Origin of the sequence: Streptomyces sp. R-07, from assembly GCF_049913175.1 — a bacterium.
In the GTDB taxonomy this organism is placed as follows: Bacteria; Actinomycetota; Actinomycetes; order Streptomycetales; family Streptomycetaceae; genus Streptomyces.
Genome location: NZ_CP183978.1, coordinates 209,322 through 223,337 on the forward strand (window position 1 = coordinate 209,322; position 14,016 = coordinate 223,337).

Here is a 14,016-nt window from a genome sequence, read left to right on the forward strand (position 1 = left end):
CACCCTCTCTCCCTCTCCCCGACGGAAGGCATCCGCCATGTCCCTCGTCTCCTCCCGCACGAGACTCGCCACCCTCTCCGCGCTGACCGCGCTCGGCGCCTTCGTCTCCGTAGGCACGGCGACCGCGGCCGCTCCGCAGCTGGACGGCGCCTGGGCTCCGTTCGACCGCTGCCCCGTCGACGCCCCCGCGATGCTCGCCGCCGACGGCCTCGACCAGTCGCCGCAGTGCGTGTCGTCCTCCTCCGCCGGCGGCTCCATCAAGCTCGGCAACACGACCGTCGTCACCGGGAGGACGAACCTCCAGATCGGCGTGATCCAGAACGCCGACGGCACCAACACCGTCGTCCCCCCGCCCGCCGGGTCGCTCATCGCGGACTCCGCCACCGTCCCCGGGGGCCTGTTCGGCCTGATGTGTCCGAGCGACATCCCGTTCATCACCGACATCTGCCGGCAGCTGTCGGACGCCAGCCTCAACAAGATCACCGCCACCGTGGAATCGGTCGGCACGCCCTCGGAGTTCGACCAGATCGCGGGCGTCCTCACCGACATGCCGATCGTGAAGATCCCGGTCCGCATCCACCTCCAGAACCCGTTCCTCGGCAGCAACTGCTACATCGGCACGAAGTCCAGCCCGATCATGCTGCGCCCGAGCAACCTCACCTCCCCCGACTTCTCCGTCGACCGCTACAACGGCGACGGCTTCCCCAACGAGGAGGGCGACATGAGCCGCCTGAACATCCTCGGTTCCACCCAGGTCGACAGGACCTTCGCCGTCCCCGGCGCCAGCGGCTGTGGGCTCGGGCTCGGCCTCGTCAACGGCGCGGTCAACCTCAAGACCGGCCTGCCCTCCGCCGCCGGCAGGAACAGCATCACCCTCGACAACACCCAGACCTATCTGACCGGCCTCTACGCCCCCGGAGTCGTCGCCCCCGACGCCGGCAGGCTCTTCTCGCAGAACTGGCACTCGGCCGTCAGGTAAAGGCCACCCAGGGGCGATTCCCGGCCTACTCGGGCGCCACACACGCTTCCGGAACGCCAACTCTTGCTCAAGTTGTGTACAGCACACAGCAGTTGATTTAGCTTCAGCAGTCCCAGTTGGTACGCACCTGACGGCCACGACGGCGCCCACCAGCCACGGAGGGCGCCGTACTGCCGCTCCCCACCGGTCGCGCAGGAGAGCAAGGGGTCGGTCCATGCCCGCAATCACCCAGTCACCGAACATCGGCGAGCCGCTCGACCCTCTCCCCAGGGAGTTCGCCGACCTGATGAGACCGGAGATCCCCGGCCTGATCAAAGAGATCGGCATGGAGGTTCAGCGGACCTATCCCGTGTACGCCCACCTCTTCAACGGACCGCACTCGGACGCCATCCGGCAGGGCGTGGAACAGGCCCTGGCGGCATTCGTGGAACGGGTCGCCACGCCGGGGACGAAGTCCGCGCTCCGGGACGAACTGCTGCGCAAGTTCGGCCGGGTGGAGGCCTACGAGGGCCGTGACCTCGAATGCCTGCAGGGCGCCTACCGACTGGGGGCGCGGATCGCGCTGCGCCGGGCCAAGAGCATCGGCCGCACCTACAACCTGTCCCCCACCCTGATCCTGGCCTTCGCGGACGCCCTCTTCGCCTACGTCGAGGAGCTCGAGGCCCTGTCCCGCGAGGGCTACGTCATGGCCCAGGCCCGCGCGGTGTCCGACGTGGCGGCGCGGCGCAGGCAGTTACTCCACCTCGTCGTCGCGGGTCCGCCACTGCCCCGGGCGACGATCGCCGAGCTGTGCCAGGAGGCCTCCTGGCAGCTTCCGGCCGAGTGCACCCTGGTGGCCCTCCGTCCCCCGGTCGCCGAGCTCATCCAGGCGGGACTCGACCGGGACGTGCTGGCCGACCTCACCCTTCCCGAGCCGCACCTGCTCATCCCCGGCCCGCTCACCGCGCAGCGCCTCGCGATGCTCGACTCCGCCCTGGCCGGCACCCCCGCCGTCGTCGGCCTGACCGTGCCTCCGGCGCAGGCGGCGCACTCCATCCGCTGGGCGCGGCGGGTCCTGCAGCTCATCGACGACGGCATCGTGGCGGACGCCCCCCTCGTGCGCTGCGAGGAGCACCTGACAACGTTGTGGCTGCTGTCCGATCCGGCCCTCACGGCCCACCTCGCCGCACGCGAACTGGCCCCCCTCGACGAGCTGTCCGGCACCCGGCGCGAGCGGCTGATCGAGACCCTGCGCGTCCACATCTCCACCCGGGCCCCGGCCGAACAGGTCGGCGAGATGCTGGGCGTGCACGCCCAGACGGTCCGCTACCGCCTGCGGAACCTGGACAACCACTTCGGCGACCGGCTGCTCGATCCCGAGCACCGGTTCGCCCTCGAAGCGGCCCTCCGATCGCTCCACCTCCACGGCAGGAAGCGGACGGGCTGATCCGCGTACCGCCCGAGAACTCCGGAACACGGGAGAACACGCCTCGTGAGCGTCAGTCGCGGCGCCAGTCGGGGTGCAGGCGGATCTCGATGTCGTCGGAGGGCTGATCCGGCGCCGGGTCGGCGGTCACGCGGACGCTGAGCGGGCGCCCGCTCCCGGCCTCGACGAAGGCCAGGGGCGGGTGGCCGTCCTGCAGATACGCGTCACCCCACCGGATCAGCGACAGGAAGACCGGCAACAGGTCCTCGCCGGCCCCGGTCAGCCGGTACTCGTCGCGTGCCCGCTGCCCCGGCTCCTGGTAGGGAGTGCGCGCCACGACCCCTGCCGACTCCAGCTGTTTGAGGGCGCGGGAGACCGAGGGTGCGGAGGTGCCGATCCTCGTCACGAAGTCCTCGAACCTGGTCGTGCCGTAGAAGCACTCCCGTACGACCATGAAGACCGTCCTGGTGCTCAGCAGGTCGAGCACCCGGCCGGCCGAACATCCGTCGCCGATCGACCAGGCGTCCCGGTCGCTCAGTCGCTTCTCGAATCTCATCGCCACGCATCCATTGTAACTAATGCTTGCGTTACTCAGCCCTGGCGTGCTTGCATCTGACTAACGGAGTCGTTAGCCAGAAGGGAAGTGTGCCGTGGTTGCGGTGGCAGGCAGGGTGGTCGTGGTGACCGGCGGCAGGCGAGGGCTGGGCGCCGCGCTCGTGGACGAGGTGCTGGCACGCGGGGCACGCAAGGTGTACTCCACCGCCCGCTCGGCGCACGTCGACGACCGCCCGCGGGTGGTGACCGTCGCCCTCGACGTCCGCTCGGCCGCATCGGTCGCCGCCCTCGCGGAGCTCGCCGCGGACGCCGAGATCGTCTTCAACAACGCCGGAGTCCTGCTGCCCGCGCCTCTCCTCACGGGCGACCTCGACCAGGCGGCCGAGACGTTCGACGTCAACGTCTTCGGGCCGCTGCGCGTGGCACGGGCGTTCGCGCCCGTCCTCGCCGCGAACGGCGGCGGAGCGCTGGTCGGCATGCACTCCGTCCTGTCGTGGCTGGCGGGCAGCGGAGCGTACGGGGCGTCCAAGGCGGCGGCCTGGTCCCTCACGAACTCGCTCCGGCTCGAACTCGCACCGCAGCACACCCACGTCGTCGGCGTGCACGCCGGATTCATCGACACCGACATGGTCTCCGCCATCGAGCGGGACAAGGCGAAGCCCGCCGACGTGGCCGCGCGGATCGTCGACGGCCTGGAGGCCGGAGACACGGAGGTGCTCGCCGACGACGTCAGCGTCACCGTCAAGTCCGCGCTGTCCGGACCCGTCGAACAGCTGACCTTCCCGGCCGTCGGCTGACCTCTCGCGAAGGAGCGACGAACCACCATGCCCCTGTGGACCGTTCACCACACGCCGGGAATCTTCTCCGACGCCGAGAAGCACCGGCTCGCCTCGTCCATCGCCGACCACTACGAGAAGGTCGGCCTACCCCGCTTCTACGTGGTCACCCTCTTCCACGAGACCCGGCCCGAGGACTTCTACGTCGGCGGTGAGCCCGCCCCGGTCGGGGTCCGCATCACCATCGACCACATCGCGCGACGCAACCCCGACTCGGACAGCAGGCGCCGGACCGCCCGCTGGATCAGGGAGATGCTGCACCCCCACCTGGAACGGCACGCCGGACTCCAGTGGGAGTTCCACGTCGACGAGACCAGCGAGGAGCTCTGGATGATCAACGGGCTCGTGCCTCCTCCGGGCGGCTCCGACACCGAACGGCGCTGGGCGGAAGAGAACGCGGCAACCCCCTACTGACCCGAATCGACCGCCGGAAGGGACTGCCCGCCGATGTCCGTCACCTTCTTCACCACCAGCGCGTCGGTCACGCTCTTCGGCCTCATCGCGCTGCGCCCGCCACGGCCACGCCACTCCAGCCCCTGGAAGCTGAGCTTCGCGCTGGGCTACCTCATCAATGAACAGCCGTTCCTGGCCCTGTACTGGCTCGCCGCCGGGACCCTGCCGACGCTGATCGGCGTCACGACGGGGTCGGCCGCCTGGTGGGCGGCGGCGGGCGTGGTCGCCGTCCCCGTCGCCGTACTGACAGCCCTCGCCGTCAGGGCCCGCACGGCCCGCCCCGTCCTGGACGCGGCGCTGCGGGACGCCATCGGGCCCCCGCGGCCGCCGGCGCGGCGCTTCCGCCTCCCGATCGTACGGATCTTGTTCCTGCCGTTCGTCTCGTACCGCTTCGACGTACGGCGCATCCGGAACGTCCCCTACGGCGACGACGGTCGCGGCCGGCTCCTCGACCTCTACGTCTCGCGGCCCGCGCCCCAGGGCGCCCCCGTGCTGATCTACCTGCACGGGGGCGGCTTCCGGAAGGGCCACAAGATGCTCGGAGCGCGCGCCCTGCTCCACCGGATGGCCGCCCAGGGCTGGGTGTGCGTCAGCGCGAACTACCGGCTGCGCCGCCGCGCCCGCTACGCCGATCAGCTGCTCGACGTCAAACGGGTCATCCACTGGGTCCGCGAACACGGAGCCGCGTACGGCGCGGACGCCTCCACCCTGCTCCTGACCGGCAGCTCCTCAGGCGCCCACCTCGCCGCGACGGCGGCACTCACCGCCAACGACCCACGGCTCCAGCCGGGCCTCCCGGCGGGGGCGGACACCTCCGTGGACGCGGTCGTCGCCTTCTACGGCTACTACGGCACCGCCGACACCGACAGCCGCGTCACCGCCTCACCGCTCGCCCACCTCCACGCCGACGCCCCGCCGTTCCTCATCGTCCACGGGGCGCTCGACACCCTCGTCCTCGCCGACGACGCCCGGCACTTCGCGAACGAGCTCGCGCAGCGCTCCACCCAGCCCGTCGCCTACGCCGAACTCCCCGGAACCCAGCACGACTTCGATCTCTTCCAGTCCCTGCGCACCCACTCCGTGGTCGAGGCCGTCGAGCGCTTCGCGGCCTGGACCCGCAGCAGGACGCAGGCACCGACCCAGGAGTGAGGTCCCGTGCGCGCGCCGGCGAAGGGCCGGCGCGCGGTGGCCGAGTGTCCTCACCCCACGGGCGCGGTGATCTCCCGCTTGAGGATCTTGCCGCTCGGTCCCAGCGGCAGCTGGTCCACGAGCCACACCCTGCGCGGGTACTTGTACGCCGCCACGCGGTCCTTGACGTACTCCCGCAGTTCGTCGGGGGTGGCCTGCGCGGCGGGGCGGAGCACGATCGCGGCCCCGACCTCCTCGCCCAGTTCGGGGTGCGCGATGCCCACCACGGCGGCGAGGGCGACGGCGGGGTGCTCGTGGAGCACCTCCTCGATCTCGCGCGGGTAGACGTTGTAGCCACCGCGGATGATCATGTCCTTCTTGCGGTCGACGACGTACAGATAGCCGTCCTCGTCCGCTCGGGCGAGGTCGCCGGTGCGCAGCCAGCCGTCGGGGACGGCCGCTTCCGTCTCCTCCGGGCGGTTCCAGTACCCCTTCATGACGTTCGGCCCCCGGACCGCGAGCTCGCCGATCTCGCCCTGGGCCACGTCCTGGCCCTTGGCGTCGAGCAGCCGCACCTCGACGTCACGGATGGGGGTGCCGATGGAGCCGGCCTTGCGCGGCCGGTCGGGGTGGTTGAAGGTGACCACCGGGCTCGTCTCGGACATGCCGAAACCCTCGAGGACCGGACAGCCGAAGCGCCGCTCGAAGCCGTGCAGGATCTCCACCGGCAGCGACGCGCCGCCGGAGATGCACATCCGCAGCGTCGACACGTCCGCCTCCGACGGGTGCTGGAGCAGCGCCGCGTACATGGTCGGTACGCCTTCGAAGACGGTGGCCCGCTCGCGGGCGACGGCCTCCAGGACGGTCTGCGGGTCGAAGCGCGGGATCAGGACGAGCGAGGCGCCGCTGCGGACGGCCGCGCTCATGGTGCAGATCTGCCCGAAGATGTGGAACAGGGGCAGGCAGCCCACCACCACGTCGTCGGGCGTCATCCGCTGGATGTGGACGCTGTTGACCTCGGTGTTGTGCCGGAGCCCGGCGTGGGTGAGGACGGCGCCCTTGGGACGGCCGGTGGTGCCGGAGGTGTACAGCAGGACGGCCATGTCCTCGGCGTCCGTGTCTGCGACCTCGGGCAGCGGCGCGTACGAGCCGAGGGCCGCCGCGAACGCGCCGGGTTCGACGGCCGTGTGCCGTACGCCCGTGGCCGCCGCGCCCTGCGCGCCCTCGCCCGGTGCCTGGTGCCACTCGAAGAGCCACACCGCCCCGGAGTCGGCGAGGTGGAACTCCGTCTCCCGGGTCTTCAGGAGCGGGTTCATCGGAACGACGACGCCTCCGGCGCGCAGGACGCCGTAGTACAGGACGACGAACTCGGGAACGTTGGGGAGCATCAGGGCGACCCGGTCCCCGGGCCGTACCCCCTCGGACCTGAGCAGGGCAGCGGCGCGGGCACTGCGCTCGTCCAGTTCCGCGTACGAGATGACCTGCTCCCCCAGGCGCAGCGCGGGGCGCTCGGGCTGCCGCCGCGCCGTCTCCACGAGGAACCCTGCCAGATTGGCCATGACCCGCCTCCGTTACACGGAATCGTCGAATGTTTACATCGCCGACATCTTGCAGCCGCGTACGGTGGCGGCCTATGGCCGGTGTGACAACGCGCGGCACACCGGATTGTTCCGGGGGACAATGTGAGGGCGTTAAGCTGCGGAGATGATCCTTTCGGGTGTGGCGGCCGCGCTCCTGGCGAGGCTTCCGGAACTGGGCGAGCGCATGGCGCTGCGCATCCGCGCGGAAGTCGAGGCGTACGAGGACGAGTCGCTGATCCCCCTGGACTCGCTGCGCCGCTCCTGCACCGCCAACGCGGACCTCATCCTGACCCACCTCCGCCTCGGAGGTACTCCGGACGCGAGTTCGGCCCGCGAGACCGGGCGGCTGCGCGCGGAGCAGGGGGTTCCGCTGGCGGACACGTTGCACGCGTACCGGATCGGATCGGGGCTCCTGTGGACGGAGATCCTCGCGGAGGCCCGTACGCGCCCCGAGGTCTCCGGCGATCTCCTGCTGTCGGAGTCGGCGGAGTTCTGGGCACTGTCCGGCCTGTACGCGGAGGCGGTGGCCGTCGCCTACCGGGAGACCGCCGCGGAACTCACCTCACAGGGACAGGCAAGGCGCTCCGCCCTGGTGGAGGCCCTGTTCACCGGCATCATCACCGACCGCACGCTGTGGGAGACGGCCCGCGAACTGGGACTGCCCGAGCACGGGCCCTACGCCGTCGCCGCGGCGAGGGCCGGCACTCCCGGCGAGGAGCCGCTCGCCGGAGCGAAGGCGGCACTGCGCCAGGCACGCCTTCCTTCCGCCTGGAGACTGCTGCCGGACCAGCAACTCGCCCTGATCGCCCTGCCCACGGAGACGGCGGAGACGACGTGCCTGCGCATCCTGCGCCGAACCCGCGCCCGCGTGGGCTTCAGTCCGCGTTTCCAGTCGCTGCGGGACACACCGCAGGCACTGCGTTTCGCCCGTCTCGCCCTGGCCGGTCTCGAGGGCGCCGGCCCCGGCGTGGCCCGCTTCGACGACAACCCGCTCGCCATGGTCGTCGCCGCGGCTCCGGCCGAGGCCGCACACCTGACGGAGGTGGTCCTCCGGCCGGTGCTCGACCTTCCGGCCGCGGAACGCTCCCGGCTTCTGCGCACCCTGGAGCACTGGTTCGCCGCCGCCGGCTCGGCGGCCGCCGCGGCGCGGAGCCTGTTCGTCCACCCCAACACGGTCCGCTACCGCCTGCGCCGCGTGGAGGAACTCACGGGGCGCTCCCTCTCCGATCCGCGCGCGACCGCGGACATCGGCGCGGCACTCCTCGCGGTCCGCAATCCGGGGGCGAGTTGAGAAGGCCGCCGTTCGGGACTCCCCCTCGGGAGAGCCGATCCCCCGGGGTCGCCCCTCGGGAGTCCGTCCTCGGGAGTCGCCCCTCGGCAATCACCCCTCGGGAGTTCGGCAGTCACCCCTCGGGAGTCACTCCTCGTCGATGATGTGCATCGCGGCTTCCTCGGCGGACGCGGCGCCGCCGTCGAGGCCGAGGTCCCGGGCGTTCAGTTCCGACCGGATGGGGCCCGTGCCCTCGTCCTCGGACATCAGGCGGCCCGCCCGCCGGCCGCCGACCTGGTCGTCCCAGAGCTCCCCGTCGGTGTCCGACGTGTCTCCGAGGCCGTCGCCGTCGGGGGTGGAGAGCTCGGGCTCCTCCTCCGCAAGGCGCTCGTCGAGGGATTCGCCATGGTGCCGTTCGGCCGCGGTCTCCCCCGTGTGCTCGGCACCGAGGGGCCGCTCCGGCGGCGAGTACCCGCCGTCGAGCGGGTCGCCGACCGGTCCCTCAAGGGTGTCCTCGTAGTCCAGGACACCTGCGTCGTCCTGGACCTCGCTCCCGTCGGGCTGGTAGACGTCATCGCCCCACGCTTGCGCCTCGGTCATGGGGAACTCCGTTCCTTCGGCGTCCACGACGCTTCTCGCCCGGGTCATTCCTCTCGCTCGAAATCCGCCTCCGCACGCTCGTCGTCGAGGTCGGACTGGGCCTGTGCGTACAGGTCGTGCACGAACTTCCGGGCGTCCTCCGGCGAGATGCCGACGCCGAGCCGGAGCAACCGGCCCGTCCAGACGCCGTGCGGATCGTCGGGTACGGTCATGGCGCCTCCTGAGGGGGAGTGCGGTCGCTGCCGGCCGTTCCGGACGCGTGCCGGGTCTTGAAGGGGAACCGGCGGCCCCGGTCCGTCTCGCCGTCGGCGACCGACGGCCGCACCTCGCGTGAGGGGCTGGGCCGCGCGCATGGGGTGCGGAGCGCCTTCGTCAGGCGCCGAATCCCTCAATCCCATGGTCCCCGCCTCCCGTACAAACGCAACCCGGTGTCACCGGGGCGGCGGCGCTCGGAACCGGGGACAGCGGGACCGGGTGACCTCGGGACCTGCCCGACCCCGATCCGCCGGACGGTCCCTAAGCCAGCCACCGCCGCAGCAGCTCCTCCCGCTGCGCCCCGCGAGGCGACGACCCGCCCTCCCAGGCACGACCCCACTCCGACATCGCCGCCAGGGTCGTGGCCATCGTCGCGGCGCCCTCCGTGAGGCGGGACAGAAGGGCTCGGGAGAGCTCGACCTCCGTCGCCGAGTAGCCGACGGCAGCGGCCACGTAGGCCTTCAGCTCGTGCTCGCCGCCGCCCGATTCCAGGCTCACCGTCATCATCGGCGGGGCCTCGCCCAACCGGCCCGGCCCCAGGGTCATGGCCAGGTTCATCACCACGTCCAGGGCCACGTCCGTGACCACGCCGACCTGCCGCTTCAAGGACTTCACGGGAACGTCCGCCACCGTCAGGGCACGCACGTCCTCCCACAGGTGCAGGCCCGACTGCTCGTCACCCAGGGCCACCACGCCGTCGGGGGTCAGGCGCACCCCGGGAGCCGGACCGGACGGCTTCGCGCCCACGTACACATCGCCCTCGGCGATCCAGAACAGACCCACCATGGCCATGGATTGCTCACTTCCCCCGACGTCGGCACACCGCCGCCGTGTCACACGTCAAACGATCAGGTCGCCCTCCGGAACGCGTGAACAGGCCGAAGGGTTCCCGCGTGGTGGCGCGATAGGATGTATACACCACTCACATGCGGGCGGATGCGGTCGAACGCAGTCGGTGCTCACGTGAAGGAATGCGATCCATGTCGCAGCCGAGTACGTACCACCACGGCGATCTGCGTGCCGCTTGCCTGCGCGCGGCGCGAGAGCTGCTGGAGGAGGACGGCAGCGCCGGACTCTCGTTGCGCGCGGTCGCCCGACGGGCCGGGGTGTCGGCGACGGCTCCCTACCGCCACTACGCGGACCGTGACGCGCTCGTCTCCGCGGTCGCCGCGGAGGGATACCGCGAGCTCGCCCTGCACCTGGCCGCGGCCCACTCCGCACCCTCCACACCTTCGACACCCTCTACGCCCGAGGACCTCGCCGCGGTCGCCGTCGTCTACGTCCGGTTCGCGCTCGACCATCCCGCCCTGTTCCGGGTGATGTTCGCCGAACCGTGCGACCCGGCCGGCGAAGAACGGGTCGCCGCGACCGCCGCCCTCACGGAGTACGTCCGCGGCATCGTCCGCGACGTCTTCCCCGGCGCGGACGAGGCGGGCGCGCTCCCGACCGGCGTGTGGGCCCTCGTCCACGGCCTGGCGTTCCTGCATCTCGACGGCACGCTCGACTCCTCGACCCCCGAGGTGGTGGCCGGCCAGGTCCGCGCCGCCGTGCACGCCCTGTGCCTCCGCCGCTGACGGCGACGACTTCCTCGTACGGCGGGGACGCGTACGGCGGTGACTCGTACAGCGGGGAAATCGGTTGCCCGCGGGCGATGGTGGCGGTTCCAATGACCACCGTCCCGGTCCACCCGCGACCGCATCGACCCAGGGGAGACGCCATCCGATGAGCACGCCACCATCGCCGTCCGGAGCGGAGCGGGCGGACGGGTCGTCCGTCCGCCTGGGCGCTCTCGTCCCGCTGACGCGGCCCGGCTGGGTCGAGGCGGGCCGGCACCTGCTCGCGGGGCTCGAACTGGCCGTTCGCGAGGTCAACGACGCCGGCGGGATCGACGGCAGACCGCTGGAGCTGCTGGTCCGGGACACCGCGGCGGACCCGGAGCGGGCAGCGGCGGCCGTGGACGAACTGGCCGGCCTGGGCGTGGCCGCGGTCGTCGGCGAGTACCACAGCGTCGTCGCCCGCGCCGCGGCCGCCAGGGCCGACGCGCTCGGTGTGCCGTTCCTCTGCTCGTCCGCGGTGCTCGACGCGCTCACCGAGGAGCCGACGGAATGGGTCGCTCGCCTGGCCCCGGCCCAGTCCCGCGGCTGGCAGATCTACGCGGACTTCCTGCTCGGCACCGGCCGTTGCCGGATCGCCGTGGCGACCCAGCCGAGCGTGTACTGGGCGACCGGCACCCGCGTCCTGCGGGACCACCTCGCTCCCCACGGCGGCACCGTCGTCGAACTCGACACGAACGCCCTCACGCCCGAGGCCCTGTGTGACGCGCTCGTCGACCACGATGTGTCGGCGCTCCTCCTGCTGGTCGGCAGCCCGGAGCCGGCGGTGCCCCTCGTCAGGGCCGCCCGGGCCGACCCGCGGCTCGCGGGAATCATGATCGGCGCTCCGGCCGGACAGCCCGAGTTCGCCGAATGGGCCGCGGCGCTGGGTGTTGAGGGCGCCGGGATCCCGTTCCTGCGTTACCTGCCCGAGCGCCTCGGTCCGCTCGGCGAACGCGTCGCCAAGGAGCTTCGCGAGCGGCTGGGCGAAGCGCCCTCCTTCGTCGCCTTCGAGGGCTGGGACGCCGTCACCGTCCTCGCCTCGGTGCTGCGTTCCCACGGCACGGACCGGGCGGCCATCGCCAAGTCGTGGCCGCGGGTGGCGGTCGAGGGCACTCGGGGACTGATCCGGTTCTCCCGCACCCCGGGCATCAGCGTGTGGCAATGGACGTGGGCACCCATCCACGTCGTCGATCGTGACCCGGCGGAACCCGGCCGCTTCCGTATCCTCCACGCCGGCTGAGGACGGCACGGCGTCCGACGGACGTCAGCGGCAGCGCCGTGCGACTCAGACCTCGGGAAGGGAAGGATCGGGTGTCCAGGGGTTCGGGGCGGTGATGGCCCAGCGTTCGTGGTCCCGCCAGCCTCCGTCGATGTAGAGGTAGGCGGGAGAAACCCCTTCGTAGCGGAAGCCCAGCCGCTGGACCAGGGCGAGGGACGGCTTGTTCGCCGGCTGGATGCTGGCCTCCAGCCGGTGCAGCCGCAGGTCGGTGAAGGCGTGCTCCAGGATGACGGCGAGCCCTTCGGTCATGTACCCGTGGCCTGCGGACGGGGCGAAGGCCGCATAGCCGAGGGACGCGCCCTGGTAGCGGCCCCGGATGATGGAGTTGATGTTGACCGTCCCGGCGACCGCGCCGGTCTCCCGGACACGGACCAGAAATCCCAGGTTGGTGCCGTCGTCGAAGCGGTGCATCCAGGTCTGGAACTCCTCCGCGGTCGCAGGGAGCTGCATCCATGGCCCGTGCAGTGCGGCGCTGGCTCGCACGAGCGCGCAGAACTCGTCCTGGTCGGAAAGGGTGAGCGGGTGGAGTTCGACCCGTGACGTCATCTTCGGCATGGACCCACGCTAGGGGCTGTGAGCCGGGCGCGGCACGTGAGGGTCAGGAACTCCCGGTCGCCCGGTCGGAATCGCTGCGCAGAACGCAGAATTCGTTGCCCTCGGGATCGGCGAGGATCGCCCAGCCCGAACCGTCGGGATTCCGGTGATCGGCGACAAAGGTGGCGCCGAGGCCCAGCAGCCGGGCCACCTCCTCGTCGCGCGAGGTCTCGGGGCGCAGGCACAGATGGATCCGGTTCTTGATCGTCTTGGTCTCGGGCACCTGGTTGAAGTACAGCACCGGGCCGTCCGTCAGCATCACCTGCGTCTCGCGTGCACCCGGTCCGTCGTCCGGATGCAGCGGACGGCCCGTCACACCGCTCCAGAACCGTGCCAGCTCATAGGCATCCGCACAGTCGATCGCCACGTTCTGCAATACCGAGACCATGAGGGCGAGCCTTCCTGATCTTCACGCCGAACGCCACCGACTTGTGCGCGCCCGTCGCGCACAGGGTGCGGGCGCCTTCTTGGTTCGGGCGTGGCCCCCGGGTGCAACCGGCGCGCCTCCTGCGCGTCGGTGGGAGGGTGATCGTCCGCACCACGTTGCGCGAGCGGCTGGACGCGGTGGTCCACGACCTCGCGTTGGCCTGTCCGCGACTGATGGAGGATCGTCCATGACTGCTCCGGTGGTTCACCTGCGCAAGTACCGCCCTGATGAAGGCCAGTTGCTCAGCTCGTGGATCGCATCGCCGACCGAGCTGGTGACCTGGTCGGGTCGGGCGTTCGTCTGGCCTCTGGACGAGCGGCAGTTGGCCGCGTACGCGGCTGAGTCCGAAGGACCGGGGCGCCGCAGCTGGACGGGAATCGACTCCGGCACCGGTCAGGAAGTCGGCCATGTGTCGTTGCGCCTGGACGTGGAGGGCGTCGAGGCGAGACTCGGGCGCGTACTGGTCGCCCCCGAGGCCCGCGGTCGGGGTGTGGGGGCCGGGATGCTCGGCGAAGTCCTCTCCCTCGCCTTCGGCGCTTTGGCCTTCCAGAGCGTGGAACTCGGCGTCTTCAGCCACAACACCAGCGCCCTCCGTCTGTACGAGCGGCTCGGCTTCCAGGTGACGGAGGTGCTGCCCGACGTGGAGCGGGTGAACGGCCGCCCCTGGTCCGCGACGCAGATGCTCTTGACGAAGACGGACTGGATGCGGGGCGGGGTCGACGGCGGATGAATGGCGGCTGCCGGACAGGGGCGACGGCCGACGCATGGCGGCTACCGGACAGGGGCGACGGCCGGTGAAGCGCGCCGCTTCGGCCGTGCCACGCTCCACACGGAGCGTCAACAGGCGTACACGGGCACACGCGCGCGGTGCGCTAAGATCACGTATGGCGTAATGGAAGTCAACGCCTGTGCAGCACCGTCGGATTCGGATCTGTCGTGCCTTGGCTGTCGATTCAGCCGCGCGTGCCCGCACTGCCCCGCCGGGCGCGCCCGCTCTCAGGTTGTCCAGAGCGTCTTCTTCCACCAGTGCGCTACCGGCCGGCATCGATCCGCACTGCCC

General features: G+C 71.3%; 16 protein-coding genes. 9 read left to right on the forward strand and 7 right to left on the reverse strand.

Features of this window, described 5'->3' with window-relative positions:
- The first annotated feature begins 37 nt into the window (after positions 1-37).
- Together ACN9M0_RS01100 and ACN9M0_RS01105 are read left to right on the forward strand one after the other, a co-directional pair.
- Complete coding sequence (locus tag ACN9M0_RS01100; protein WP_426402924.1) at positions 38-979, forward strand: hypothetical protein; 942 nt, start codon at positions 38-40, stop codon at positions 977-979.
- A 214-nt stretch (positions 980-1,193) separates the two neighbouring features.
- Complete coding sequence (locus ACN9M0_RS01105; RefSeq protein ID WP_366040381.1) at positions 1,194-2,405, forward strand: helix-turn-helix domain-containing protein; 1,212 nt, start codon at positions 1,194-1,196, stop codon at positions 2,403-2,405.
- 52 nt (positions 2,406-2,457) lie between these two features.
- Here the strand turns inward: ACN9M0_RS01105 and ACN9M0_RS01110 are convergent, their stop codons facing one another.
- Positions 2,458-2,940, reverse strand: a complete 483-nt coding sequence (locus ACN9M0_RS01110; RefSeq protein WP_366040425.1) for a winged helix-turn-helix transcriptional regulator — start codon at positions 2,938-2,940, stop codon at positions 2,458-2,460.
- Between the two features lie 94 nt (positions 2,941-3,034).
- On the opposite strand from ACN9M0_RS01110, the gene ACN9M0_RS01115 reads away from it, so the two are divergent.
- Genes ACN9M0_RS01115 through ACN9M0_RS01125 form a run of 3 tightly spaced genes read left to right on the forward strand, consistent with a single transcriptional unit; the run spans position 3,035 to position 5,377 of the window.
- Complete coding sequence (locus ACN9M0_RS01115) at positions 3,035-3,736, forward strand: SDR family oxidoreductase (RefSeq protein ID WP_426402925.1); 702 nt, start codon at positions 3,035-3,037, stop codon at positions 3,734-3,736.
- Between the two features lie 27 nt (positions 3,737-3,763).
- On the forward strand, positions 3,764-4,189 hold the full coding sequence (locus tag ACN9M0_RS01120) for a tautomerase family protein (RefSeq protein ID WP_366040383.1): 426 nt from the start codon (positions 3,764-3,766) through the stop codon (positions 4,187-4,189).
- Between the two features lie 33 nt (positions 4,190-4,222).
- The gene (locus tag ACN9M0_RS01125; protein WP_426402926.1) at positions 4,223-5,377 is read left to right on the forward strand and encodes an alpha/beta hydrolase; all 1,155 of its coding nucleotides are present in this window, start codon (positions 4,223-4,225) and stop codon (positions 5,375-5,377) included.
- Between the two features lie 50 nt (positions 5,378-5,427).
- Here the strand turns inward: ACN9M0_RS01125 and ACN9M0_RS01130 are convergent, their stop codons facing one another.
- Positions 5,428-6,915 (reverse strand): long-chain-fatty-acid--CoA ligase, encoded by a 1,488-nt coding sequence (locus ACN9M0_RS01130; protein WP_366040385.1) that lies wholly within the window; start codon positions 6,913-6,915, stop codon positions 5,428-5,430.
- Between the two features lie 160 nt (positions 6,916-7,075).
- On the opposite strand from ACN9M0_RS01130, the gene ACN9M0_RS01135 reads away from it, so the two are divergent.
- A complete protein-coding gene (locus ACN9M0_RS01135) occupies positions 7,076-8,227 on the forward strand; it encodes a PucR family transcriptional regulator (RefSeq protein ID WP_366040426.1) in 1,152 nt (383 codons plus the stop codon).
- Between the two features lie 126 nt (positions 8,228-8,353).
- Here ACN9M0_RS01135 and ACN9M0_RS01140 read toward each other — a convergent pair whose 3' ends face one another.
- The 3 genes from ACN9M0_RS01140 to ACN9M0_RS01150 form a co-directional block, all read right to left on the reverse strand.
- Positions 8,354-8,806 (reverse strand): DUF5709 domain-containing protein, encoded by a 453-nt coding sequence (locus tag ACN9M0_RS01140; protein WP_426402927.1) that lies wholly within the window; start codon positions 8,804-8,806, stop codon positions 8,354-8,356.
- A 44-nt stretch (positions 8,807-8,850) separates the two neighbouring features.
- A complete protein-coding gene (locus ACN9M0_RS01145) occupies positions 8,851-9,018 on the reverse strand; it encodes a hypothetical protein (RefSeq protein ID WP_366040387.1) in 168 nt (55 codons plus the stop codon).
- 304 nt (positions 9,019-9,322) lie between these two features.
- On the reverse strand, positions 9,323-9,853 hold the full coding sequence (locus ACN9M0_RS01150) for a hypothetical protein (RefSeq protein ID WP_366040388.1): 531 nt from the start codon (positions 9,851-9,853) through the stop codon (positions 9,323-9,325).
- Between the two features lie 188 nt (positions 9,854-10,041).
- Between ACN9M0_RS01150 and ACN9M0_RS01155 the strand changes: the two genes are divergently transcribed.
- Positions 10,042-10,635 (forward strand): TetR/AcrR family transcriptional regulator, encoded by a 594-nt coding sequence (locus ACN9M0_RS01155; RefSeq protein ID WP_426402928.1) that lies wholly within the window; start codon positions 10,042-10,044, stop codon positions 10,633-10,635.
- Positions 10,636-10,783: 148 nt separating this feature from the next.
- The gene (locus ACN9M0_RS01160) at positions 10,784-11,896 is read left to right on the forward strand and encodes an ABC transporter substrate-binding protein (protein WP_426402929.1); all 1,113 of its coding nucleotides are present in this window, start codon (positions 10,784-10,786) and stop codon (positions 11,894-11,896) included.
- 45 nt (positions 11,897-11,941) lie between these two features.
- Here ACN9M0_RS01160 and ACN9M0_RS01165 read toward each other — a convergent pair whose 3' ends face one another.
- Both ACN9M0_RS01165 and ACN9M0_RS01170 read right to left on the reverse strand, forming a co-directional pair.
- Complete coding sequence (locus ACN9M0_RS01165; RefSeq protein WP_366040391.1) at positions 11,942-12,490, reverse strand: GNAT family N-acetyltransferase; 549 nt, start codon at positions 12,488-12,490, stop codon at positions 11,942-11,944.
- A gap of 43 nt (positions 12,491-12,533) precedes the next feature.
- The gene (locus tag ACN9M0_RS01170; RefSeq protein WP_366040392.1) at positions 12,534-12,917 is read right to left on the reverse strand and encodes a VOC family protein; all 384 of its coding nucleotides are present in this window, start codon (positions 12,915-12,917) and stop codon (positions 12,534-12,536) included.
- 226 nt (positions 12,918-13,143) lie between these two features.
- Here ACN9M0_RS01170 and ACN9M0_RS01175 point away from each other — a divergent pair, with 226 nt between their 5' ends.
- Positions 13,144-13,686 carry a GNAT family N-acetyltransferase gene (locus tag ACN9M0_RS01175; protein ID WP_426402930.1) on the forward strand — a complete coding sequence of 181 codons (543 nt, stop codon included), beginning with the start codon at positions 13,144-13,146 and terminating at the stop codon, positions 13,684-13,686.
- The last annotated feature ends 330 nt before the right edge of the window (positions 13,687-14,016 follow it).

Bases quoted from the DNA above. Each gene is read 5' to 3' on its own strand.
- ACN9M0_RS01100 (WP_426402924.1), top strand. From the start codon at position 38: ATGTCCCTCGTCTCCTCCCGCACGAGACTCGCCACCCTCTCCGCGCTG.
- ACN9M0_RS01105 (WP_366040381.1), top strand. From the start codon at position 1,194: ATGCCCGCAATCACCCAGTCACCGAACATCGGCGAGCCGCTCGACCCT.
- ACN9M0_RS01110 (WP_366040425.1), bottom strand. From the start codon at position 2,940: ATGAGATTCGAGAAGCGACTGAGCGACCGGGACGCCTGGTCGATCGGC.
- ACN9M0_RS01120 (WP_366040383.1), top strand. From the start codon at position 3,764: ATGCCCCTGTGGACCGTTCACCACACGCCGGGAATCTTCTCCGACGCC.
- ACN9M0_RS01125 (WP_426402926.1), top strand. From the start codon at position 4,223: ATGTCCGTCACCTTCTTCACCACCAGCGCGTCGGTCACGCTCTTCGGC.
- ACN9M0_RS01130 (WP_366040385.1), bottom strand. From the start codon at position 6,915: ATGGCCAATCTGGCAGGGTTCCTCGTGGAGACGGCGCGGCGGCAGCCC.
- ACN9M0_RS01140 (WP_426402927.1), bottom strand. From the start codon at position 8,806: ATGACCGAGGCGCAAGCGTGGGGCGATGACGTCTACCAGCCCGACGGG.
- ACN9M0_RS01145 (WP_366040387.1), bottom strand. From the start codon at position 9,018: ATGACCGTACCCGACGATCCGCACGGCGTCTGGACGGGCCGGTTGCTC.
- ACN9M0_RS01150 (WP_366040388.1), bottom strand. From the start codon at position 9,853: ATGGCCATGGTGGGTCTGTTCTGGATCGCCGAGGGCGATGTGTACGTG.
- ACN9M0_RS01155 (WP_426402928.1), top strand. From the start codon at position 10,042: ATGTCGCAGCCGAGTACGTACCACCACGGCGATCTGCGTGCCGCTTGC.
- ACN9M0_RS01160 (WP_426402929.1), top strand. From the start codon at position 10,784: ATGAGCACGCCACCATCGCCGTCCGGAGCGGAGCGGGCGGACGGGTCG.
- ACN9M0_RS01165 (WP_366040391.1), bottom strand. From the start codon at position 12,490: ATGCCGAAGATGACGTCACGGGTCGAACTCCACCCGCTCACCCTTTCC.
- ACN9M0_RS01170 (WP_366040392.1), bottom strand. From the start codon at position 12,917: ATGGTCTCGGTATTGCAGAACGTGGCGATCGACTGTGCGGATGCCTAT.
- ACN9M0_RS01175 (WP_426402930.1), top strand. From the start codon at position 13,144: ATGACTGCTCCGGTGGTTCACCTGCGCAAGTACCGCCCTGATGAAGGC.